This window comes from Pseudooceanicola sp. NS-SX8, from assembly GCF_057380755.1.
In genome coordinates this window covers 1974175-1995966 of sequence record NZ_CM170819.1, presented here as the reverse complement: position 1 = coordinate 1995966, position 21792 = coordinate 1974175, and the positions used below count along the sequence as shown (strand labels likewise).

At 68.3% G+C, this 21792-nt stretch carries 20 protein-coding genes; 13 read left to right on the top strand and 7 right to left on the bottom strand.

From position 1 onward, the window contains the following. The first annotated feature begins 47 nt into the window (after positions 1-47). The 3 genes from AC2IR1_RS09050 to AC2IR1_RS09040 are packed head-to-tail and all read left to right on the top strand — an operon-like array spanning position 48 to position 2492. Positions 48-1898 (top strand): M3 family oligoendopeptidase, encoded by a 1851-nt coding sequence (locus tag AC2IR1_RS09050; protein WP_486475955.1) that lies wholly within the window; start codon positions 48-50, stop codon positions 1896-1898. Next, positions 1895-2290: a hypothetical protein gene (locus AC2IR1_RS09045; protein WP_486475954.1), complete on the top strand. Its 396-nt coding sequence runs from the start codon at positions 1895-1897 to the stop codon at positions 2288-2290. Before AC2IR1_RS09050 ends, AC2IR1_RS09045 begins: the two co-directional genes overlap by 4 nt. Next, positions 2268-2492 (top strand): hypothetical protein, encoded by a 225-nt coding sequence (locus AC2IR1_RS09040; RefSeq protein ID WP_486475953.1) that lies wholly within the window; start codon positions 2268-2270, stop codon positions 2490-2492. Before AC2IR1_RS09045 ends, AC2IR1_RS09040 begins: the two co-directional genes overlap by 23 nt. Positions 2493-2588: 96 nt before the next feature. On the opposite strand, the gene AC2IR1_RS09035 is transcribed toward AC2IR1_RS09040, so the two are convergent. The 3 genes from AC2IR1_RS09035 to AC2IR1_RS09025 form a co-directional block, all read right to left on the bottom strand. Next, positions 2589-3590, bottom strand: a complete 1002-nt coding sequence (locus AC2IR1_RS09035) for a Gfo/Idh/MocA family protein (RefSeq protein ID WP_486475952.1) — start codon at positions 3588-3590, stop codon at positions 2589-2591. 152 nt (positions 3591-3742) lie between these two features. Next, positions 3743-4639: an RNA polymerase sigma factor RpoH gene (gene rpoH, locus AC2IR1_RS09030; RefSeq protein ID WP_486475951.1), complete on the bottom strand. Its 897-nt coding sequence runs from the start codon at positions 4637-4639 to the stop codon at positions 3743-3745. Positions 4640-4927: 288 nt separating this feature from the next. Further along, positions 4928-5968, bottom strand: a complete 1041-nt coding sequence (locus AC2IR1_RS09025) for an RluA family pseudouridine synthase (protein ID WP_486475950.1) — start codon at positions 5966-5968, stop codon at positions 4928-4930. Here AC2IR1_RS09025 and AC2IR1_RS09020 point away from each other — a divergent pair. Further along, positions 5967-6299 (top strand): DUF6476 family protein, encoded by a 333-nt coding sequence (locus AC2IR1_RS09020; protein WP_486475949.1) that lies wholly within the window; start codon positions 5967-5969, stop codon positions 6297-6299. The two genes, AC2IR1_RS09025 and AC2IR1_RS09020, sit on opposite strands and share 2 nt — an antisense overlap. A 328-nt stretch (positions 6300-6627) precedes the next feature. Here the strand turns inward: AC2IR1_RS09020 and sthA are convergent, their stop codons facing one another. Both sthA and AC2IR1_RS09010 read right to left on the bottom strand, forming a co-directional pair. Beyond that, positions 6628-8019, bottom strand: coding sequence for a Si-specific NAD(P)(+) transhydrogenase (sthA, locus tag AC2IR1_RS09015; protein WP_486475948.1), 1392 nt, complete (start codon positions 8017-8019; stop codon positions 6628-6630). A gap of 185 nt (positions 8020-8204) precedes the next feature. Then, positions 8205-9545, bottom strand: a complete 1341-nt coding sequence (locus tag AC2IR1_RS09010; protein ID WP_486475947.1) for a CoA transferase — start codon at positions 9543-9545, stop codon at positions 8205-8207. Between the two features lie 82 nt (positions 9546-9627). Here AC2IR1_RS09010 and AC2IR1_RS09005 point away from each other — a divergent pair, with 82 nt between their 5' ends. Continuing rightward, positions 9628-10959 carry a citrate synthase gene (locus tag AC2IR1_RS09005; RefSeq protein WP_486475946.1) on the top strand — a complete coding sequence of 444 codons (1332 nt, stop codon included), beginning with the start codon at positions 9628-9630 and terminating at the stop codon, positions 10957-10959. Positions 10960-11115: 156 nt separating this feature from the next. Then, on the top strand, positions 11116-13134 hold the full coding sequence (locus AC2IR1_RS09000; RefSeq protein WP_486475945.1) for a DEAD/DEAH box helicase: 2019 nt from the start codon (positions 11116-11118) through the stop codon (positions 13132-13134). Between the two features lie 137 nt (positions 13135-13271). On the opposite strand, the gene AC2IR1_RS08995 is transcribed toward AC2IR1_RS09000, so the two are convergent. Further along, positions 13272-13808 (bottom strand): helix-turn-helix domain-containing protein, encoded by a 537-nt coding sequence (locus AC2IR1_RS08995; protein WP_486475944.1) that lies wholly within the window; start codon positions 13806-13808, stop codon positions 13272-13274. Positions 13809-14008: 200 nt separating this feature from the next. Here AC2IR1_RS08995 and AC2IR1_RS08990 point away from each other — a divergent pair, with 200 nt between their 5' ends. After that, a complete protein-coding gene (locus AC2IR1_RS08990) occupies positions 14009-15175 on the top strand; it encodes a benzoate/H(+) symporter BenE family transporter (RefSeq protein ID WP_486475943.1) in 1167 nt (388 codons plus the stop codon). A 319-nt stretch (positions 15176-15494) separates the two neighbouring features. Here AC2IR1_RS08990 and AC2IR1_RS08985 read toward each other — a convergent pair whose 3' ends face one another. Next, positions 15495-16943 (bottom strand): trehalase family glycosidase, encoded by a 1449-nt coding sequence (locus tag AC2IR1_RS08985; protein WP_486475942.1) that lies wholly within the window; start codon positions 16941-16943, stop codon positions 15495-15497. A gap of 231 nt (positions 16944-17174) precedes the next feature. Between AC2IR1_RS08985 and AC2IR1_RS08980 the strand changes: the two genes are divergently transcribed. Genes AC2IR1_RS08980 through AC2IR1_RS08955 form a run of 6 tightly spaced genes read left to right on the top strand, consistent with a single transcriptional unit; the run spans position 17175 to position 21758 of the window. Continuing rightward, positions 17175-18245: an ABC transporter substrate-binding protein gene (locus tag AC2IR1_RS08980; protein WP_486475941.1), complete on the top strand. Its 1071-nt coding sequence runs from the start codon at positions 17175-17177 to the stop codon at positions 18243-18245. Continuing rightward, entirely contained in the window at positions 18242-19303 is a 1062-nt protein-coding gene (locus tag AC2IR1_RS08975; protein WP_486475940.1) for a FecCD family ABC transporter permease, read from the top strand. Before AC2IR1_RS08980 ends, AC2IR1_RS08975 begins: the two co-directional genes overlap by 4 nt. Continuing rightward, entirely contained in the window at positions 19300-20061 is a 762-nt protein-coding gene (locus AC2IR1_RS08970; RefSeq protein ID WP_486475939.1) for an ABC transporter ATP-binding protein, read from the top strand. The genes AC2IR1_RS08975 and AC2IR1_RS08970 overlap by 4 nt, the downstream gene beginning before the upstream one ends. Next, entirely contained in the window at positions 20058-20660 is a 603-nt protein-coding gene (locus AC2IR1_RS08965) for a hypothetical protein (protein WP_486475938.1), read from the top strand. Before AC2IR1_RS08970 ends, AC2IR1_RS08965 begins: the two co-directional genes overlap by 4 nt. Further along, entirely contained in the window at positions 20651-21256 is a 606-nt protein-coding gene (locus AC2IR1_RS08960) for a hypothetical protein (protein ID WP_486475937.1), read from the top strand. Before AC2IR1_RS08965 ends, AC2IR1_RS08960 begins: the two co-directional genes overlap by 10 nt. Then, on the top strand, positions 21249-21758 hold the full coding sequence (locus AC2IR1_RS08955; RefSeq protein ID WP_486475936.1) for a hypothetical protein: 510 nt from the start codon (positions 21249-21251) through the stop codon (positions 21756-21758). The genes AC2IR1_RS08960 and AC2IR1_RS08955 overlap by 8 nt, the downstream gene beginning before the upstream one ends. The last annotated feature ends 34 nt before the right edge of the window (positions 21759-21792 follow it).

Here is a 21792-nt window from a genome sequence, read left to right as displayed (position 1 = left end):
CGCCCCCCGGGCCTAAGTATTCTGTCCAAGCCAAGTTTGGAGGATCCATGCGCGACCTGCCGTTTGCCGCCCCGTTCAAGACCGACCTGCCCCCGCGTGACGCCAATGCGCCCGCCGCAGGAGACAACGCACCCTTCGGCAAGCTGCCGGAATGGGATCTGACCGATCTCTACGCCGCCCCCGACGCGCCGGAGCTCAAGCGCGATCTCGACTGGCTCGAAGAGGCCTGCCGCAGCTTCGCCGCCGATTTCGAGGGCAAGCTGGCCACGCTCGATGCCGAAGGCTTCCTCGACTGCGTGCTGCGCAACGAACGGATCCAGGCCGTTTCGGGCCGCATCATGTCCTACGCCGGCCTGCGCTACTATCAGCTCACCACCGCCGGTGACCGGGTCAAGTTCATGTCCGACATGCAGGACAAGCTGACGAACTTCACCACCCCGCTGGTGTTCTTCACGCTGGAACTCAACCGCCTGCCCGACGACCACCTCGAAACGCTCTTCGGCCAGAACGCGGAACTGGCGCGCTACAAGCCCGTCTTCGACCGCATCCGCGCGATGAAGCCCTACCAGCTCTCGGATGAGCTGGAAAAGTTCCTGCACGACCTCGGCGTCGTGGGCGACGCCTGGGAAAAGCTCTTCGATGAAACCATCGCCGGGCTCACCTTCACCGTGGACGGGGAAGAGCTCAACATCGAGGCGACCCTGACGCTGCTGACCGACCACGACCGCGCCAAGCGGGAGGCCGCCTCGCGCGAGCTGGCCCGCGTGCTGGGGGAAAACATCCGCACCTTCGCCCGTGTCCACAACACCACCGCGAAGGAAAAGGAAGTCATCGACCGCTGGCGCGGCATGCCCACGGCCCAAACCGGCCGCCACCTGTCCAACCACGTCGAACCCGAGGTGGTCGAGGCGCTGCGCAATGCCGTCGTCGCCGCCTACCCCCGCCTGTCGCACCGCTATTACGAGCTGAAGCGCAAATGGCTGGGCCTCGAACGCATGCAGGTCTGGGATCGCAACGCCCCCCTGCCGACAGAGGAACCCCGGCTGGTGGGCTGGGACGAGGCGCAGACCACGGTGATGGAGGCCTACGCGGGCTTCTCCCCCCGCATGGCCGAAATCGCCCAGCCCTTCTTCGAAAAGGGCTGGATCGACGCGGGCGTCAAACCCGGCAAGGCCCCCGGCGCCTTCGCCCATCCCACCGTCACCGACGTGCACCCCTACGTGATGCTGAACTACCTCGGCAAACCGCGCGACGTGATGACCCTCGCGCATGAGCTGGGCCACGGCGTCCACCAGGTGCTGGCGGCGGGCCAGGGCGAAATGCTGTCCTCCACGCCGCTCACGCTGGCGGAAACCGCCTCCGTCTTCGGCGAAATGCTCACCTTCCGCGCCATGCTCGCCAAGGCCGAAACGAAGGAGCAGAAGAAGACCATGCTTGCCGGCAAGGTCGAGGACATGATCAACACGGTCGTGCGCCAGATCGCCTTCTACGACTTCGAATGCAAGCTGCACGAGGCCCGTCGCGGCGGCGAACTGACGCCCGAGGACATCAACGCGCTCTGGATGTCGGTGCAGGCCGAAAGCCTGGGCGAGGCCTTCGATTTCATGGAGGGATACGAGACCTACTGGGCCTATATCCCCCATTTCGTCCACTCGCCCTTCTACGTCTATGCCTATGCCTTCGGCGACGGCCTGGTGAACGCGCTCTATGCCGTCTACGAGGAAAACCCCGACGGCTTCCAGGAGAAGTACTTCGAAATGCTGAAGGCCGGCGGCTCCAAGCACCACAAGGAGCTTCTGGAACCCTTCGGCCTCGACGCCTCCGATCCCGCCTTCTGGGACAAGGGCCTGTCGATGATCGAAGGCTTCATCGACGAGCTGGAGGCGATGGAGGAGTGACATTAGAGCAGCTCCTGCAAGGTTTTGAACTTTGGGCGGCAGAACGTGATGCTCTGCCGGAGATCGAAAGAAAGCGGATATACGCCAACCGACCAAAGTTCCTGATCGTTTACCTTCCATCGGCTGAGCGCATTCTCGTCGAACCTTTCACGGGCGTTCTTGGAGCCATGAAGGAAAGCGCCTCCGATCTCCCTGCCCTAACGGAGGCGAGGCTCGCAACGATTGGGTTCAGCGAAGTTGGCCCCGATGATGATGCATACGACGCACTTCATGCGCTCTACATCGCTCGTTTAGCAAGTTTCGGAGCAAGTCCGTCAAAAAGAGAAAAAAATATAAATTGGCGACCTCCAACATTCTGGTTCCTACCAAATGCTTCGCCTGAAGTACGCTGAACTTAGAACTCGCTTCCGGCGGATCCTTGTCAGGATCCGCCGTTTTCTTCCCCCCGGCACGCGGCTGCCCATCGGGCTGCTGCTGATGGTGGGCGGGGTGCTCGGCTTCCTGCCGATCCTCGGTTTCTGGATGCTGCCCCTCGGCTTTGCCGTGGCCGCGCTCGACGTGGGGCCCTTCCTGCGCTGGCTGCGCGGGAAATGACGCCCGCCCCCCAGCCTGCTTGATCCGGCCTGCCTGATCCGGCCCGGGCCAGCATCCTTCACCTCGCGGCGCTCTTCCCCTCGGGCTCAGCGCCGCTCAGCCCGCCGCCAGGGCCATGTCGATCATCGCCTGGGTGCCCCGCGACCGCTCCAGCGGCCAGGGCCAGCTGTCCTCGCCCCGCATCACCGCACAGAACCGTTCGACCTGCGCCACGTACTGGTTGATCTTCGGATAATGCACCACCTGCATCGGCTGGCCTTCCGTCACCAGCCGCAGCTCTGCCTGGGCAAAGTCGATCGGGTTGAACGGACAGGCCACCACGATGGTGCCCCGGCTGCCCAGGAACTGCACCTCCTGGCGCCGTGTCATCCGGGTGGACACCAGCGAATGCAGCTCGAAGTCGCCGAAATCGAAGACATCGGCGGCAAACGTATCCACCCCGTTTTCCCGCACCGTGCGCGCATGGGCCAGCGCCACAGGCTCCTGCCCCGTCGCCAGCCGGGTCGATCCGAAGGTGTAAAGCCCGATGTCGCGAATGCCCCCGCCGCCGAAATCGGCGTGATTGCGGAAATTGCCCATGTCCGGGTTGTCGTAGGTGAACATGGAATTGACCTGCCGCAGGTCCCCGATGGCCCCGGCCTCCAGCCAGGCCCGCACCTGCGCCCACTGCGGATGATGGGCGATCATGAAGGCTTCCGAGGCCAGCAGCCCGCTTTCGTCCCGCGCCGCGATCAGGGCGTCGAAATCGGCCTCCTGCATGGCGATCGGCTTTTCGCACAGCACCGCCTTGCCGGCCTTCAGCGCCCGGATCGTCCATTCGACATGCAGGTGATTGGGCAGCGGCACGTAGACCGCATCGATCTCCGGATCCGCGATCAGCGCCTCGTAGCTTTCCACGTGGCGCGCGCCTGTGGCAAAGGCCCGGATCTGCGCCGCCTTCTCCGGCGAAGAGGTCGCCACCGCCGCGATTTCCGCGCCCCGGGCGGCATTGATCGCCGGGCCCATGGTGTTGATCGCGAAGCGGGCCGCGCCCAGGATGCCCCAGCGAACAGGCTTCAGGCGGACAGGTTTCAAATGTACTTGCGTAAAATCGGTCATGTCGGTCTCCTCCCGCAGGACCATACCAACTGGTACGAAATGGAAAACCCGGCACGAGGCCGGGTTTCCGTTATTGCAGGGGGGCAGCCAGATTTCCGGCCCACCTTAGCTGGATCATCTCACCGGGAGCATTTCACCGGCGGGGCTGCGCCTCAGGCAGAAGTCAGCATGCCCTTCTCGCCGGCCAGTTCCCGCATGCGGTTCTGCAGCTTTTCGAAGGCGCGCACCTCGATCTGGCGGATCCTTTCGCGGCTGACGTCATACTTGGACGACAGGTCTTCCAGGGTCACCGTCTCCTCGGTCAGGCGCCGCTGGGTCAGGATGTCCTTCTCGCGGTCGTTCAGCACGTCCATCGCCTCGGCCAGCAGGGCCCGGCGGGCATCCAGCTCGTCGCGCGCCTCGTAGTCGCCGGCCTGGTCGGCATCCTCGTCTTCCAGCCAGTCCTGCCACTGCATCGTGCTGTCGGCGTCGGATCCGACCGTGGCGTTGAGAGAGGCATCCGACCCGGCCATCCGCCGGTTCATCGAGGTCACCTCGTCCTCCGTCACGCCCAGGTCGTTGGCGATCTGCTTGACGTGCTCGGGGCGCAGGTCGCCCTCCTCCAGCGCGCCGATGCGGGCCTTGGCCTTGCGCAGGTTGAAAAACAGCTTCTTCTGCGCCGAGGTCGTGCCCAGCTTCACCAGGCTCCAGGACCGCAGGATGTATTCCTGGATCGAGGCGCGGATCCACCACATGGCATAGGTCGCCAGGCGGAAGCCCTTCTCCGGATCAAACCGCTTCACGGCCTGCATCAGGCCCACGTTGGCCTCGCTGATCACCTCGGCCTGGGGCAGGCCGTAGCCGCGATAGCCCATGGCGATCTTGGCGGCCAGCCGCAGGTGCGACGTCACCAGCTTGTGCGCCGAGGCCGTGTCCTGATCCTCGACCCAGCGTTTCGCCAGCATGTATTCCTGTTCCGGTTCCAGCATCGGGAACTTGCGGATTTCCTGCATGTACCGGTTCAGACCCCCTTCCGGAGTCGGTGCCGGCAGATTTGCGTAATTGCTCAACTCTCTGTCCTTCCGAGGTTTTCCCCGCCCCATGTAAATGGGATTAACATCTACTTGGGGACGCGGAGGTCTCAGTTCAAGTCTGTCTCGTCAAAACCCTAACGCTTGGTGAAGAAAACTCCGCCGTACATTTCGGCCAGCGTTTCAGGATCTCACGCGACTTTGTTCTCGACCACCATATCAGCGCACCCAAGACGCACCAATACTGCAATTGGTGCATTTGCGCACAAACCACAGGCCCAATGCGCCGCCCCGCCGGGAACCGGCCAAACCCGGGTCCAGCTTAGGTCAGGCCCGCCCCAGCAACTCCACCAGGCTGCGCATGTCCTCCGGCAGGGGCGCCTCGAAGCGCAGGAATTCCCCGCTCACCGGATGTTCGATCCCCAGCACGGCGGCATGCAGCGCCTGGCGCGGGAACCGGTCCACCGCAGCGGCCCTCTCCGGGCCCAGCGCCGTGGCAGAGGCCTTCCGCCGCCCGCCATAGGTCTGATCCCCCACCAGCGCATGCCCCGCATGGGCCATGTGAACGCGGATCTGGTGCGTCCGCCCGGTCTCCAGCCGGCATTCCACCAGCGCCACGGCGGGCGGGGTGCCGAAGCTCTCCAGCACCCGGGCGCGGGTGATCGCATGGCGGCCCCGATCGAAATAGACCGCCTGCTTCTGCCGGTCGCTGCGGTGCCGGTCCAGCTGGGTGGTCAGCTTCAGCACGCCCCCCGGCTCGAAACTGGCGCCCCGCACACCGCGCAAACGCGGATCGCCCGGATCAGGCACGCCGTGGCACAGCGCCAGATAGGCGCGCTCCGCCGTATGCGCCTCGAACTGGGCGGCCAGGGCGTGATGCGCCCGGTCGGTCTTGGCCACCACCAGCAGGCCCGAGGTATCCTTGTCGATCCGGTGCACGATGCCCGGCCGCTTCTCGCCGCCGATGCCCGAAAGGCTGTCGCCGCAATGGGCCAGCAGCGCATTGACCAGCGTGCCCCCCGGCGTACCCGGCGCGGGATGCACCACCATGCCCACGGGCTTGTTCACGATGACCAGCTCACCATCCTCGTAGACGATGTCCAGCGGGATCACCTCCGGCACGGTCTCCACCTCGGTGGCCTCCGGCAGCCGGATGACCAGCACGTCGCCCTCCGCCACCTTGGCCTTGGGATCGGACAGGACCTCGCCCCCGCGCGTCACCTGCCCCTCGCCGATCAGCCGCGCCAGCCGGGTGCGCGACAGCGACGCCTCCTCTGGCACATCGCGCGAAAGCGCCTTATCAAGGCGACCGGGCGGATCCGCCTGGATCTGCACTTCAAGACGGGCGCCGGAGGTGGTCTCGGACATGGTCAAGGAACTCCCTGCGGAAACGGATGCGGGCCCGGATTTCACCGAACCGGCGGGCCTGCGGCTGCTGCGGCGCCTGGTGACGCTGCTGATGGTGGTCATGATCCTGGGGCTGATAGCGCTGGTCAGCCTGATTGTCATCCGTTTTGCGCGCCCCCCCGCCCCGGCACTGCCCGCAGAGATCACCCTGCCCGACGGCACCATGGCCGAAGCCGTGACCCGCGGTCGCGGCTGGTACGCCGTGGTCACCGCCGACCAGCATATCCTGATCTACGACACCACCACCGGCAAGCTGCTGCAGGACGTGCCCGTTCAGATCTCCGGCAACTGAGACACCCCCAAATCGCGCCCCACCTGAAACCTCCCGGGACCTGAAACCGCGGATTTGAGTATTTTCGGCGGGTTGAAGCAGCAGGGCACGACCATGCCCCAGGGCCGCTTCCCCCGGGCCAGCGGCGAACCCGCCCCTGGCAAACGGAGGCCAAACCGCCTCGACGGCCGCATATCGCGGCCTCATTTTGCCAGGGACGGATCCGACACCTGCCCCCGGCACTGGCCTCGCCCCGGCGCGCGCCTTCCCTCATTCAACCCGCCAGAAATACTCGAATTCCATCCGCGCCACGGGCGCGCGGCCCGCAGCAAGGCGGATCGCCCGGAAACTACCCGGTGCCCATGCGGTTCCAGGCATCCAGCCCGGCGATCTTGTAGGCCTCCGCCAGCGTCGGGTAGTTGAAGGTGTTCTCGACGAAGAAATCCACCGTCCCCTGCAGGTTGATCACCGCCTGGCCGATATGGATCAGCTCCGTCGCGCCCTCGCCGATGATATGCGCGCCCAGCAGCCGCCGCGTCTTCAGCGAGAAGATCAGCTTCAGGATGCCCGCGTTCACCCCCATGATATGCCCGCGAGAGGTCTCCCGGAACCGCGCGATGCCGCATTCGTAGGGCTCGCCGCTGGCGCGCACCTCTTCCTCGGACTGGCCCACGGTCGAAATCTCCGGCACCGCGTAGATGCCGTAGGGAAAGGTCTCGGGCGGCGGCGGCGGGGTGACACCGAAGGCATGGCAGGCCGCGACCCGCCCCTGCTCCATCGAGGTGGAGGCCAGCGCCGGGAAGCCGATGACGTCGCCCGCGGCATAGATGTTGGGAACCGAGGTCTGGAAGGTATGCGGATCGACCACCAGCCGCCCGCGCCCGTCCGGTTCGATCCCCAGCGCAGTCAGGTTCAGCCGCTCCACGTTGCCCGCCCGCCCGGCGGCAAACAGCAGGATGTCGGAACGGACCCTGCGCCCGTCGGTCAGTTCCACGTCGACCCCCGTTGGCCCCTTCGTCACCGACTTCACCTTGGCGCCCAGCCGGATCGTCATGCCCCGGTCGCGCAGCTGGTGCATGAAATCCTCCACGATCTCCCGGTCGACGAAGTTCAGCAGGTCCTCCCGCGCCTCGATCAGAGTCACCGGCACATCGAGTGCGGAAAAGATCGTGGCGTATTCCACCCCGATCACCCCGCCGCCGATCACCGTCATCGTGCGCGGCAGGCGCTGCAGTTCCAGGATCTCGTCGCTGTCGAAGACCCGCTCCCGGTCGAAGGGGATATGGTCGGGCCGGTAGGGATGGGTGCCGGTCGCGATCAGCGCCTTGTCGAATTCCACCAGGGTGCACTCGCCCGCCTCGCCCCGGATCTCCGCCGTGTTGGCGTCGAGGAAGCGAACCTCCCCCGCGGCGGAGCGAACCATGTTGCGCATGAACTGGTGCTGCAGCACCTCCACCTCGTGGTCCAGCGTCTTGTGCAGCCGCTTCATCAGATCGATGGCGGAGATATCCTGTTTCACCCGGTAGCCCTGGCCGTAGAAGCCCCGCTCGCGCCAGCCCGACAGGTTCAGCACGGTCTCTCGCAGGGTTTTCGACGGGATCGTGCCGGTGTGCACCGATACGCCGCCCAGCCGCCGGCCCTTGTCGACCACCAGAACGCTGCGCCCCAGCTTGGCCGACTGCACCGCCGCGCGCCGCCCCGCCGGGCCGGAGCCCACAACCAGCATGTCGATCCTGTCCATCCCGCGTCCTCCTACGGCCCCTCCAAACTGGCCCCTGCCAAGGGGTCCCAGCCAAGCTCGGTCCCAGCCAAAAGGGTTTGACCGCCGCAGGCAACTCCTGCGGCGGCCCGGGCCGCGCGGCCCATCAAACAGCGCCCCCTGTTAGGAAAGCGTTACGCGAAGCGCTTGTTATTCGGGCAGTACGGTCATTCAGGCAGTCGGGCGCCCCAGGCAGGCGGATCGCGGCGCAACCGCCCCGCGGGCGCGCGCCAGTCCGGCCCCCGGCCCGCCAGCGTGACCGGGAAGACCACCCGCCGCGCAGGGCCCCAGCCCGTCTGCTCCACCGGGCCAGGATCCCCCGCCGCGACCTCCGCCCCGACCTCCAGCACCGCGCCTTCCGGTGCCCCGGCGCCGGCCCCCGTCAGCAGCGCCCCCGTGCGTGCCAGAGAGAGCCGCGCCGACAGCACCCGCCCCTCCGCCGCCCGCACCCGCAGCGCGCGCAGGACGGCGGCGGCCATCAGGTAGCCCGTGGCATGGTCCAGCGCCTGCACCGGCAGCGGAACCGGCCCCTCCCTGCCATAGCGCGCCATGCCCTCCGCCGCGATGCCGCAGCTCATCTGCACCAGGCTGTCGAAACCGCGCCGCCCGGCCCAGGGGCCGGTCCAGCCATAGGCATCCAGCGTCACCTCGATCAGCCCCGGCGCCAGCGCCCGCCGCGCGCCCGCGCCATAGCCCAGCCCCTCCAGCGCGCCGGGGCGGTAGCCATGCACCAGCACGTCGGCCTGCCGAAGCAACCCTTCGAAGACCGCGCGATCGGCGGCCACCCGCAGGTCCAGCCCGGCACAGCGCTTGCCCAGCGTCACCTCCTGCTCCACCGCCTCCTCGTTCCAGCCCGGCGGGTCGATCCGCAGCACCTCTGCGCCGAAGCCCGCCAGGAACCGCGTCGCCACCGGCCCGGCCAGGACCCGCGTCAGGTCCAGCACCTTCAGCCCATCCAGTCCGACAGCTCCTGCCCCGCCCACCTCCTCCCAGTGGATCAACGGCTCCGCCGCCACCGCCCGCCCCTGCGGATGCGCGGCCCAGCCCGCCAGATCGTGCATCGCCGCCGCCGCGCCGCCCGCCGCCACCACCGCCGCTTCCAGCGCCTCCCGCTGCCAGCCGCCCACGGCCTCCGCCACCGCGTCCCGCCTGGCGACACAGCCCAGCACCCGCAGCGCCGCCGCCCGGTGGTGCGGGGCATTGGTGTGCAGCCGGATCCAGCCGTCCGCCGCCCGGTAGACCCCCGCCACCGCATCCCAGGCCGAGGCCAGCGCCCAGCCCTCCGGCCGCAGCGTCATGTCGAACCACGAAAGCGCCCGGGGCACCGAAAGCGCGGCCTGCCCGCCCTGCAGGGCCGCCAGCTCCCCCGCCGCCGCGCCGACACTGGCCAGCGCCAGCCCCGTCACGTCGAAACAGGACGGCAACCGCCCGGCCCCCTGCCGCAGAACTGTTGCCCCCTCCATCTCCGGGCCCAGCGCCGCCGCGATCTCTCTTTCGAAAATGTCCATGACGGGTCTCCTTTCTCCCCCGGTTTCTCCCTTGGCCTAGGCGCGGATTGACCCACGGTCCATCTTGATAAAGATAATCAACATGAATGACGCCGCCCCACCCCCGGATCAGCCCGCCGATCATCCTGACTGGATCGACGCGGAAACCGCCTGCGCCCTGCTGGGGGTGCGGCCCCAGACGCTCTATGCCTACGTCAGCCGAAAGCTCCTGCGCGCCCGCTCCGATCGTGGCGATGCCCGCCGCAGCCTCTACGCCCGCCCGGATGTCGAAGCGCTGGCCAAACGCCACCGCCGCCCCCGGGCGCGGGCCAGCGTGGCGGCCCAGGCGATCCGCTGGGGCGACCCGGTACTGGAAACCGCCATCTCCCACCTGCAGGGCGAAACCCTCTTCTTCGGCCCCCGCCCCGCCACCGACTGCGCCGAAACCATGACGCTGGAGGAGGTCGCAGCCCACCACTGCAAGGCCACCCCGCTGCCCCCCATCGCCCCCGAAATTGCCCCCGAAATTAGCCCCGAAAACGCCACCATCCTCGCCCGGCACACCATCCCCGGCACCACGCCGCTCGGCCGCGCCCTGGGCTACCTGGCGGGCGAGGCGGCAGAGGAACCGCCCCTCACCGCCACCGACCCCGGGGCGCACTTCGCCCGGGGGCAGGCGCTGATGGCCGGGATCCGCGCCGCGCTGCTGGGCCGCGCCATCTCCGGCCCAGAAGCGGCCCCTGCGCATCTCGCCCTCGCCACAGCCTGGGACCGGCCCGAAACCGCCGACCTGCTGCGCCGCGCGCTGGTGCTGCTCTCCGATCACGAACTGAACCCCTCCACCTTCGCCGTGCGCACCTGCGCCTCCACCGGGGCGGGGCTGGCGGCGGCGCTGCTCTCGGGGCTGGCCACGCTCTCGGGCCCGCGCCACGGCAATGCGGCGATCAAGGCGCGCGAGGCCCTCTGCGCCAGCCTCGAAGGCCCCCGCGCGCTCGACGCCTTCCTGGAAGCCCACCCCGCCCTCGATCCCTATGAATTCGGCCTCAGCCACCCGCTCTACCCCGGCGGCGATCCCCGGGGCGCGGCGCTGCTGGCACGGCTGCCCGCCGATGCGCCCGCCCGCCGCGCGCTCGACCGGCTGTCGCGCCGGGTCGGGCAACCGGCCAATATCGACGGCGCGCTTGCGGCCCTCGGGCAGGCCCATGCCCTGCCCGCCGATGCCGCCTTCCTGATCTTCGCCACCGCCCGCACGGCGGGCTGGATCGCCCATGCCGCAGAACAGGCCGCCAGCGGGCGCCTGATCCGCCCCCGGGCGATCTACGCCGGTGCCGCCCCCAATGCAGCCTTTCCCGGAACGGCCCCCACACGGGGGGCCCGCGCCCCGCACCAATCCCCCGAAACGCACCCCGGCACCCCGCCCAAACCCGCCGATTGAGCCAATTTGCCGCGTGATTTCCGCCACAGGATGTGAAAACGCGATATACTTCTGCTTCCACCGGGAGTAGAGACGCCTTTTCCGTCCCATCGGATTCTCCTTTTCTCCGGGTGCCCCATCGGGCGCCCCCCGACGCCATGGTTGGAGCCAGAGCGCATGATCACCCCCCTGTCCGAGGCTCTCGCAGAGCGCGGCTATGAAACCCTCACCGCCGTGCAGCAAGCCGTCACCGAACCCGACGTGGGAGAGGAAGACCTGCTGGTCTCGGCCCAGACCGGCTCCGGCAAGACCGTGGGCTTCGGCCTGGCCATCGCCTCCACCCTGCTGCCCGAAGGCGACCGCTTCGACGCCGCCGGCGCGCCGCTGGCGCTCGTCGTGGCGCCGACCCGCGAACTGGCCTTCCAGGTCATGCAGGAACTGCGCTGGCTCTATGCCAAGACCGGGGCGCGCATCTGCTCCTGCGTCGGCGGCATGGACATGCGCCAGGAACGCCGCGCGCTGGAACATGGCTCGCACATCGTCGTGGGCACGCCCGGGCGCCTGTCGGACCACATCCGCCGTGGCTCGCTCGAACTCGGCGACATCCGCGCCGTGGTGCTGGACGAAGCCGACGAGATGCTCGACCTCGGCTTCCGCGAAGACCTGGAATTCATCCTGGGCGAGGCCCCGGAAGAGCGCCGCACGCTGCTCTTCTCCGCCACCGTCTCGCCGATGATCGCCAAGCTGGCCGGGCAGTTCCAGAAGGACGCGCGCCGGATCAACACGATCAACAAGGCCGAACAGCACTCCGACATCACCTACAAGGCCTTCCACGTGGCCCAGTCGGATTCCGACAACGCCATCTTCAACCTGCTGCGCTTCCACGATGACGAAAGCGCCATCGTCTTCGCCAACACCCGCGCCGCGGTGAACCACCTGGCCGCGCGGCTGGGCAATCGCGGCCTGTCCGTGGTGACCCTCTCGGGCGAACTCAGCCAGTCCGAACGCTCCCACGCGCTGCAGGCCATGCGCGACGGCCGCGCCCGGATCTGCGTCGCCACCGACGTGGCCGCCCGCGGCATCGACCTGCCGAACCTCAGCCTGGTGATCCACGCCGACCTGCCCACCAACACCGAAAGCCTGCTGCACCGCTCCGGCCGGACGGGCCGCGCCGGGCGCAAGGGCATCTCCGCGCTCATCGTGCCGTCCAAGGCCACCAAGCGCGCCGAACGCCTGCTGAAATGGGCCAAGATCACCGCCGAGTGGGAGGCCCCGCCCTCCGCCGAGGCGATCCTCACCCATGACGAGGAAAAGCTGATGGCCGATCCCGCCTGGTCCGAACCGGTGGAAGAGGATCTCGCCGCCTTCGCCGCGCGCCTGCTGGAACGCTTCGGGCCAGAGGCCGTCGCCGCCGCCTTCCTGCGGGAGCGCCAGTCGCGCCACGCCGCCCCGGAAGAGCTGATGGCCGTCGATGGCCCCTCCCCGCGAGAGCCGCGCGAACACCGCGACTTCGGCCCCTCGCGCTGGTTCACCATCGCCGTCGGCCGCAACCAGCGGGCCGAACCGCGCTGGCTGCTGCCCATGCTGCTGCGGGCCACCGACCTGGAAAAGACCGCCATCGGCGCCATCCGCATCCAGCCCGATGAAACCTACATCGAGATCGCCGAGGCCCAGGCGGATCAGTTCCTCGCCGCCATCGGCCCGGACATGAAACTGCCCGACGATGTCGCCGTGGAAGAACGCGACGGCCCGCCCGCGCGCCCCGAACGCGTGGCCCGGCCGCACAGCCGCAAGCCCGGCGCGCCCAAGGCCGGCGCCAACCGCCCGGCCCGCGACGACGACCGCCCGCGCCCCCGTGGCAAATACGCCAAGGGCGACCGCGACGATCGCCCCGCGCCCGAACCCTTCCCCCGGCCCAACCCGGTGGAGGACGGCAGCGTCGAACCCTATGCCAAGCGCAAGACCTCCTTCCGAAAGCCCGAGGGCGACTACAAGGCACCCTACAAGAAGGGCCCCAAGGGCGACGGCAAGAGCTTCGACAAGCCCAAGGGCAAGGGCGGCCCAAAGGGCGGCAAGAGCTTCGGCAAACCGGGCGGCAAACCCGGCGGCAAGCCCGGCGCGAAACCGGCGGGCAAGAGCTTCGGCGCCAAGGCGCCCCGCAAGGGCGGCGATGCCGTGCCCCGTCGCGGCAAGTAATGCCCGGCCCCGGATGGGGGCCCCAATGACAGCGAAACGCCCCGGCCCTGGCCGGGGCGTTTTCGTTTCCGCGCCCGCTCGCCATGGGGCGCGCGCCGCTGCGGCTTCGGTAAGTCGGGAGTTTCGCCCCCAGGCGATCAGGCCGTCCGGGGGTAATGCATCACGTTGAGGAACCGCGCCGGCGCCCCGGTCGGATTGCGGTAGCCATGCACCTGATCTGCGGCAAAGCGCAGCGCCTCTTCCCCGGCCAGCGGCACCCAGGTCCCGCCCCGCAGCACCTCCACCCGGCCCTCGGTCACCACCACGTCCTCCACCACGCCCGCGTCATGCGCCTGGGAGACATGCTCCTGCCCCGGCTCCAGCGCCACGATGAAGGTCTCCGACCCCAGCAGCGGATCGAAGGGGAAAAGCGTCCGCATGGCGATGGAGCCCGGGAACTGCACCGGCTCCGACGGCACCGCCGTGCCGGTTTCGCCCTGCAGGAAGGCCGACAGCGGCAGGTGGAACCCCTTGGCCAGCTTCCACAGGGTGGCGATTGTCGGGCTGCTCTCGCCGCGCTCGATCTGGCCCAGCATCGCCTTGCTGACGCCCGTCAGCTCCGCCGCCTGCGACAGGCTCAGCCCGGCGCGCGCGCGCACCGCCTTCAGCCCGATCACCAGCTTTGCCTCTGCCATGCTGCCTCTCCAATCCTGCCTGCCACCTGACCTCTTCGGGCCCGGGTCATCCCGCCCCCACGCCGGCCCCACCCAGCCCCCACTCCAGGGGGTTGTGCGTCATAGCGCCCGTGCGCTATAGCGGTCGTGCGTTATCGCATACGACCTGACGTAGCATTCCCGCCCCCGCGGGTCCACCTCTGCCGCAGCCGGAACCCCAGATGTCGAACCTGAAGATCTCCCACCTCACCGCCGCGCTGATCGCCGTGCTTCTGGGCTACACCAGCTCCGCCGCGATCATCTTCCAGGCCATCGACGCCGTCGGCGCCTCCCCGGCAGAGGCGACGTCCTGGATGCTGGCCCTGGGCCTCGGCACCGGGATTTCCGGGCTGATCCTGTCGCTGCGCTACCGCATGCCGATCCTGACGGCCTGGTCCACCCCCGGTGCTGCGCTGCTGGCGATCAGCCTCACCGGCACCTCCCTGCCCGAGGCGACGGGCGCCTTCATCTTCTGCGCCCTGCTGCTGGCGCTGACGGGCCTCACCGGCTGGTTCGAAAAGGTCTCCCACCTGATCCCCGACGCCCTCGGCAGCGCCATGCTGGCGGGCATCCTCTTCCGCTTCGGGCTGGAGATCTTCAATTCCATGCAACTCGACCTGCCGCTGGTGGCCCTGATGTGCCTGACCTACCTGGCCGGGCGCCGGCTCCTGCCGCGCTACGCCATCCCGCTGGTGCTGGTCGCGGGCTGCGCCTGGTGCGCGGCCACGGGGCAGTTCCAGGGGCTGGACCGCATCGACTGGTCGCTGGCCGCGCCGGTCTTCACCCTGCCCGAATTCTCCCTGCCGGTGCTGATCGGCGTGGGCCTGCCGCTCTACATCGTCACCATGACCTCGCAGAACATCCCCGGCGTCGTCACCCTGCGCGCGGCGGGCTACCAGCCGCCCGTCTCGGGCAGCATCACCGTCACCGGCCTCGTCTCGCTGCTGGCCGCACCCTTCGGCGGCTTCGCCTTCAACCTGGCGGCCATCACGGCGGCGATCTGCGCCGGGCCCGAAGCGGACGAAAATCCCGCCACCCGCTACCTCTCGGTCGTGGTCGCGGGGGTCTTCTACTGCCTCGTCGGGCTGATGGGCGGGGCGATCATCGGCCTCTTCCTGGTGGCGCCCAAGGCGCTGATCGTGACGGTGGCGGGCATTGCGCTGCTCAACACCATCGGCGCCAGCCTCTCCGCCGCGCTGGCGCAGACGGAACAGAGGGAGGCGGCGCTGGTCACCTTCATGGCCACCGTCTCGGGCATCACCTTCTTAGGCGTCGGCGCGCCGCTCTGGGCGCTGCTCTTCGGCGGGGCGACCTCTCTGGCGCTGACCCGGAGGCGGCAAAAGGGTTAACGCACGTTGGTCGCGCGCGGTGGGTTAACCGGGCCGGATCGGCGATGCGGCACCGCCGCGATACCGACGTAATACCGACGTTGTACCGACGTGCCGATTTGGCCGCTTTCCCCCTGTTAACCAAGGCTCCCCCCCGCCGATTCGCCGCACTGCAGTACCGACGTCCCAAACGATGCCCTAACGCCCTCGTAGGGCGGGGTTAACCCCGCCACCCGCACAGCCCACCCGCACAGGCCACCCGCACACAGCTCCCCGCAGGCACCGCCACGAACCACCTACCGGCCCGCCTGCCGCCGCCAAAGGCGGGGTGAACCCCGCCCTACGGGCGCTCCGCGGCCAGGTCCAGGTAGACCCCGTTGGTCCAGCCAAAGCCATCCTGCAGCTCGTATTCGCCACCACCGCTCTTGGACAGCGGATTGATAACGTTGTACTTTTCGACGAACTTGCCCGACTGACGGAAAACCGCATCGCAGCTTGCCAGCCAGCGCCGACGCAGCTCCTCGGCCAGGGCGTCGTGGCCGTAGCGCCGCAGCCCCTGCACGGCGATCCACTGCAGCGGGGCCCAGCCGTTCGGGCTGTCCCACTGCTGGCCGCTTTCCACGTCGGTGGTCAGCAACCCGCCCTCGCGCAGCAGCCGCGCCTCGGCCCAACCCGCCGCCCGCGCCGCCTGCTCCGCGCTCGCAGCCCCCGCCCACAAGGGGAAGAGACCCGCCGCGCTCGTGATCGGGATCAGGCTCCCATCCCCTTGATATACATCGAAGAAATACCCCTTCTCCGCATCGAAGAACCGCTCCGAAATTGCCCTTCTCCGTGCGTCGGCGGCCGCGGCATAGGTCGCGGACCGGTCCGGCGCGACCCCCGCCGTGGCCTCCGCCAGCAGCTCTTCCATCCGCAACATCAGGCAGTTCAGGTCCACCGGCCAGATCCGCGTCGTCCGGATCGTGCCCAGGTCCATCGGGTCCTCCAGCCAGCGGGAGGAGAAGTCCCACCCGCTCTCGCAGGCCGCCCGCAGATCGCGGAAGAACTCCGGCCGCTCGGCGCAATGCGCCACCCATTCCAGGTCGGTGCCGTACATCTCGATCCGCGGCCCGTTGCCCGCATCCCAGTAGCGCGCCAGCCCCCCGTGGTTGCGCGGCCCCTCGGTGAAAAACCGGTATTCCGCTTCCATCGCAGGCAGATAGCGGGCCAGCGCCGCGGCCCGATCCCCCGTCGCCTGGCCGTAATCGGCCACCATGGGCGCGAAGAACGGCGGCTGGGACCGGGTCAGGAAGTAGGATCGGAACCCATTGGGCACAAACCCTATTTCCGTGATCGCATGGGCGAAGTTGTCCAGCATATCCCGCGCCAGCCCACGACGGCCCGACCGCAGAAGGCCAAGGTTGGTGAAGTAGCTGTCCCAGTAGTAGGCCTCCTGGAAGCGGCCCCCGGCAATCACGTAGGGATGGGGCAGCGGGAACCGGGTGGAGCGTTCTGCCGGGTCATCTGCCGGGCGCGTCAGATGCGGCCAGACGGCCTCCAGATGCTCCAGCGGGCCGTGGGCGGGATCGGTGCGATAGCCTTCTCCCGCGGGCTGCACCGGCCGGAACCAGCGCGCATAGAAGGCCCGCAGATCCACGTTTCCCTGTGCCTTTTCAGCCGCATAGGCCGCACGCACCTCCTCCGCCGGGGCCAACAGGATGGAATCCGAGATCACCTTCTCATCCGGCCAGAGGCCGGAACTGTGCAGATCGACGAAGAGATCCCTCAGGCTCTGATCGAGGTATTCCATGGCGTCCCTCCCGGCTGGCGCTTCGGGTCGGACCCTAGTCGTTCGGGCCATGATTGAACAGCACCGCCCCGGCCCCCATCAGCCCCCCTCAGGGCCGCGCCGCACGGACTGACACAAAATCCTGCAGGCACATCCCACACCGAATGTTGACAATTACAATCAGGTACAGATATCCGGCCCCCAATAGGTGTTAGCCAACTGCCAGGCCTGTAACCGACAAGAGGAAACACCATGCGCATGACCGTCGCCGCCCTGATCGGGCTGGCCGGGCTGCCTGTCTTGGCAAGCGCCGACCCAATCACGATAACCGACCATGAAAACAGGGAAATTTCCCTGCCGGCCCCGGCCGAACGGATCGCATCGATCCCGATTCCCATGGCCTCCACCATCATCTCGATGGACGGCGGCACGTCCAAGCTGGTGGGCATGAACCCGACGGCCAAGACCGCCGTCATGGAAGGGATCCTGGGCCAGATCTTCCCCGAAGCGGCCGATATTCCCTCCGACATCACCGCGCCCAACTTCATCCCCAACGTCGAGGAACTGGCGGCCACCCACCCCGACCTCGTGGTGCAATGGGCCGACCGCGGTGCCGACTACGTCGACCCGATCACCAACGCGGGCCTGACCGCCCTGCTGATCTCCTACGGGACCGAGGAAAAGGCGCGGCAGTACCAGTCGATGGTCGCCACCGCCATGGGCAAGCCCGAACGCGCCGAACAGAACACCGCCTGGCGGGAAGAGGTCGCGACAGACATCGCCGCCAAGGCCGCCGGGATCGCCCCCGAGGACAAGCCCAAGGTTCTCTACCTGCTGCGCGCCAAGACGGATCTCGTGGCCTCGGGCGCCAAGGGCAACTACAACACCTGGTACATCGACCTGACCGGCGGCACCTCTGCCTCCGCCGACCTGGTGGGGCGCAACTCCATCAGCGCCGAGCAGGTCGCACAGTGGAACCCGGATGTCATTCTTCTCAATGGCTTCGAAGGCGATCTTGACCTGTCGCGCATCACGGATGACCCCATCCTGTCGCTGACGGACGCGGCGCAATCGGGCCGGGTCTACAAGATGCCGCTTGGCGGCTACCGCTGGGATCCGCCGAACCAGGAAAGCCCGCTGACCTGGATGTGGCTGGCCAATCTGCTGCACCCGGAGGTCTACCACTACGACCTGCGCGCCGAGATGCGCAAAGCCTACGAGACGCTCTACAATCATGAGCTGACCGACGCGGAGATCGACGGGATCCTGCGCATGGACATGCAGGCGGACCAGGCCGGGTACGAGGTCTTTGCGGCACAATGACCTCTGACGCCGCCTGTTCGTCCGGCGGCCGCGGGGCGCGCGCGGGGTTTTCCCTGCGCCGCTTCGGCGCCCTGGGCCTGATGCTGGCGCTGCTGCTGGCGGCGATGCTTTACGCCATCTCCGCCGGGCGGTTCCCCGTCTCCGCGCCGCGCATCCTCGACATTCTGTGGCAGGGGGCCACCGGGACCGAGCTGACCGAGATGGATCAGCGCATCGTCCTGCTGGTCCGCCTGCCCCGCGTGCTTCTGGCAGCCCTTTCCGGCGCTGCCCTGGCCGTGGGCGGGGCCGCCCTTCAGGGTGTCTTCCGCAATCCCCTGGTCAGCCCGCAGGTCCTGGGCATTTCCCAGGGCGCGGCTTTCGGCGGTGCCCTGGCAATCCTTCTGGGCTTCGGCGGGATGACCCTGCTGGGCCTGTCCTTCGTCTTCGGGCTCCTGGCGCTGGTGCTGGTGGGCCTGCTGGCCCGGATCGACGGGCAGACGCAGATCCTGACCGTGATCCTCTCCGGCATGGTGATCGGCGCGCTCTTCTCCGCGCTGGTCTCGATCCTGCAATTCGTAGCAGATCCAAACACTTCGCTGCCGGCCATCGTCTACTGGCTGATGGGCTCCTTCTCCACCGCGACCTGGGCGCGCCTGTGGCTGGCGGTGCCGGGCATGGCAGCTGGCCTGCTGATCGTGCTGCTGCTGCGCTACCGTCTGAACCTGCTCGCCCTGCCGGAGGCAGAGGCGATCTCCCTCGGGGTGCGGCCGGAACGGGAACGCTGGATCATCTTCGCCGCCATCGCCCTGATGACCGGCACATCGGTCGCCGTGGCGGGTGTCATCGGCTGGATCGGGCTGGTCGTGCCCCATGCCGCGCGCATGCTGGTGGGCGAAGATCACCGCGCGCTCATTCCCGCCTCGGCCCTGCTGGGCGCAGCCTACCTGACCTTCATCGACACGCTCGCCCGCAGCCTGACGGCGGCGGAAATCCCCCTGGGCGTCCTGACCGCACTGATCGGCGCGCCGGTCTTCGGCTGGCTGCTGCGACAGCATTTCAGAAGGAACGAAGCCGCATGACGGATCCCGTGAAAATCGGCATGTCCGGTGCCACGCTGTCCCTAGGCGGGCGGCAACTCTTCCACGATGTCAGCTTCGAGGTTCCGGTGGGGCGCAGCCTGGCCATCCTGGGCCCCAACGGGCGCGGCAAGACGACCCTGCTGCGCGCCCTGATGGGGTTTCAGCCGCTGGATGCCGGGCGGCGTATCGTCCCGGATGTGGTGGGCTACGTGCCCCAGCACGGCGCAGGGGCGGCACGGCTTTCCGGGCTGGAGGTCGTCACCATGGCCCGCGCCCGGCAGATCGGGCTGTTCGGGCAACCCACTGCCGCAGATCGCGAAATTGCCCGTGCGGCCCTGGCCGAAATCAACGCGGAGGAATTGGGCGCGCTGCGCTATGACCGCATGTCGGGCGGGCAGCGCCAGATGGTCCTGATTGCCCGGGCCCTTGCCACCGGGTCGCCCGCGCTGGTGCTGGATGAACCGACCTCGGCGCTGGACCTTGGCAACCAGTCGAAGATGCTGGACCTCATCGCGCGGCTGCGCGACCGGCGTGACCGGGCCATCGTCTTCACCACCCATGATCCGAACCACGCCCTTGCCGCCGCCGACGACGTGCTGGCGATGATGCCCGGCGGCGGAGAGGAGCTTGGCCCGCTGGACCGAATGATCCGGCCCGAGCCCCTGTCCCGCCTCTACGGGGTGGAGATGGTCTGGGTCGAAATGCCCGGCGGTCGTCAGGCGATCCTGCCGGCCTTCAGCGGAAAGGCCGTGGCATGAGCGTCATCTGGCTGAACTCCGGCTTTGCCGAGCCCCCCGAAACGGTCCGGGATGATCCCCGTGTCAGGGTTCTGGCCCAGGTGGATCTGACACCGGCCGCCCTGCAGGATGCACGCGGCCTGGTCACTGGCAACCAGCTGGATCAGAACGCCTTTCTGCAACTGCGCCCGGCGCTGGAACGCTTCCTGGATGCCGGCGGGCGCTGGTTCCTGAACGGTCACATCCTGCGCCCGCTGGTTGACGGGCTTGCCATCTACCGCCCGATGGAGGCCCCGCGCCGGCCCGACTTCGCCCAGACCCGGCTCCGCCCCCACCCGATCTTCGACGGGCTGGAGATCGCCCAGCTGGAAACCAACAAGGGTGTCGCGGGCTTCTACGGACGCGGCGCCAATCCACTGCCCGAGGGCGCCCTTGCCATCACCGCGTTCCGGGACGGCACCGTGCCGGTCGACTGGGTCTGGCCCCGTCCCGGGGGCGGGCGGATCTTCAGCCATGCGGGTAACGACCTTGGCCAGATGGGCCTGGAGTGGGGCCTTGCCCCCCTGCTGCAGCGCCGCATCATCGACTGGGCGGACGGAGGCCCCTGCACATGCGCCTGATCGCCCCTTCCGCCGGCACCTACTACCACATCGAAACCCTGCAGGCCCCGCGCTATGCCGGCTGGTTCGACATGGTCACCACGCCCGAAGGGCTGGTCACCGATCTGCACCCCCAGGATGCGCTGCTGGTGCCCTGTCGCACCCCGCCACAACGCATGATCGCCCAGGCGCAGGCCGTGGCAGCCCACCTCCGGTCGGGCGGCACCGTCATCGCCATGGGAGAAAGCCGGTCCGACCTCTGGCTGCCCGGCGTTGTCTTCCATCCCCGCCCGACCAACTGGTGGTGGTGGCGGGAACCCGGCGCAGACCTTGGAAATGTCGTCACCGCCCCCGATCATCCCCTGATGCGCGGCATCGGCAAGGCCGAGGTCACCTGGCACCTCCACGGCCATTTCGACCCTCCCGCAGGGGCCACGATCCTGGCCACCGACCGGGACGGACAGGCGATCCTCTACCTGGACGAGGTCAGCACCCCCGGGCGGATGCTCGTGACCTCTCTTGACCCGATGTTCCACCATGGCAGCCACTTCATGCCTGCCACGACGCGGTTCCTGGACCGTTTCCTGCCCAATCTGAAAGACTGGCTCAATGACTGACACGATCACCGTGACCGAGGCCGGGCGAACGCTCGACTTCACCTTCGAAGACCTCATGCGCTACCACGGCGGCGGCTTCCCCGGCGGCGTGGCCCATGCGCTGAAGGCGATGCAGGCCGGGTTCCCCGCGCTGGCCGTGTTGCCCCTCGAACGGCGGGAGGTCGTCGTCGTGACCGCCTTCCCCGGCCCCGGCGGCCGCGACACGGTGGAATGCGTGACCCGTGCCATCAGCGACGACCGGTACACGCTGGATCGCAGCCTCAGCCCGGGCAATGTGATCGACACCCCGCCGGGACCCTACCTGTGGCGCTTCACCTACCGTGGCACCACCGTGGAGGTGACAATCCGCCCCGGTCACGTGCTGGAAGAATTCGTGCGCCTCGGCGCCAAGCCCGACAAATCGGAAGCAGAGGTCGCCCGACACGAGGCCCTGAAGACCGAAATGGCGGATCGCCTGCTGCCACAGCCGGCAACGGAGATCTACGAGGTTCGCGTTCTCTGAACCTGCCTGCATCGCCAACGAAAAGGGGGGCGCC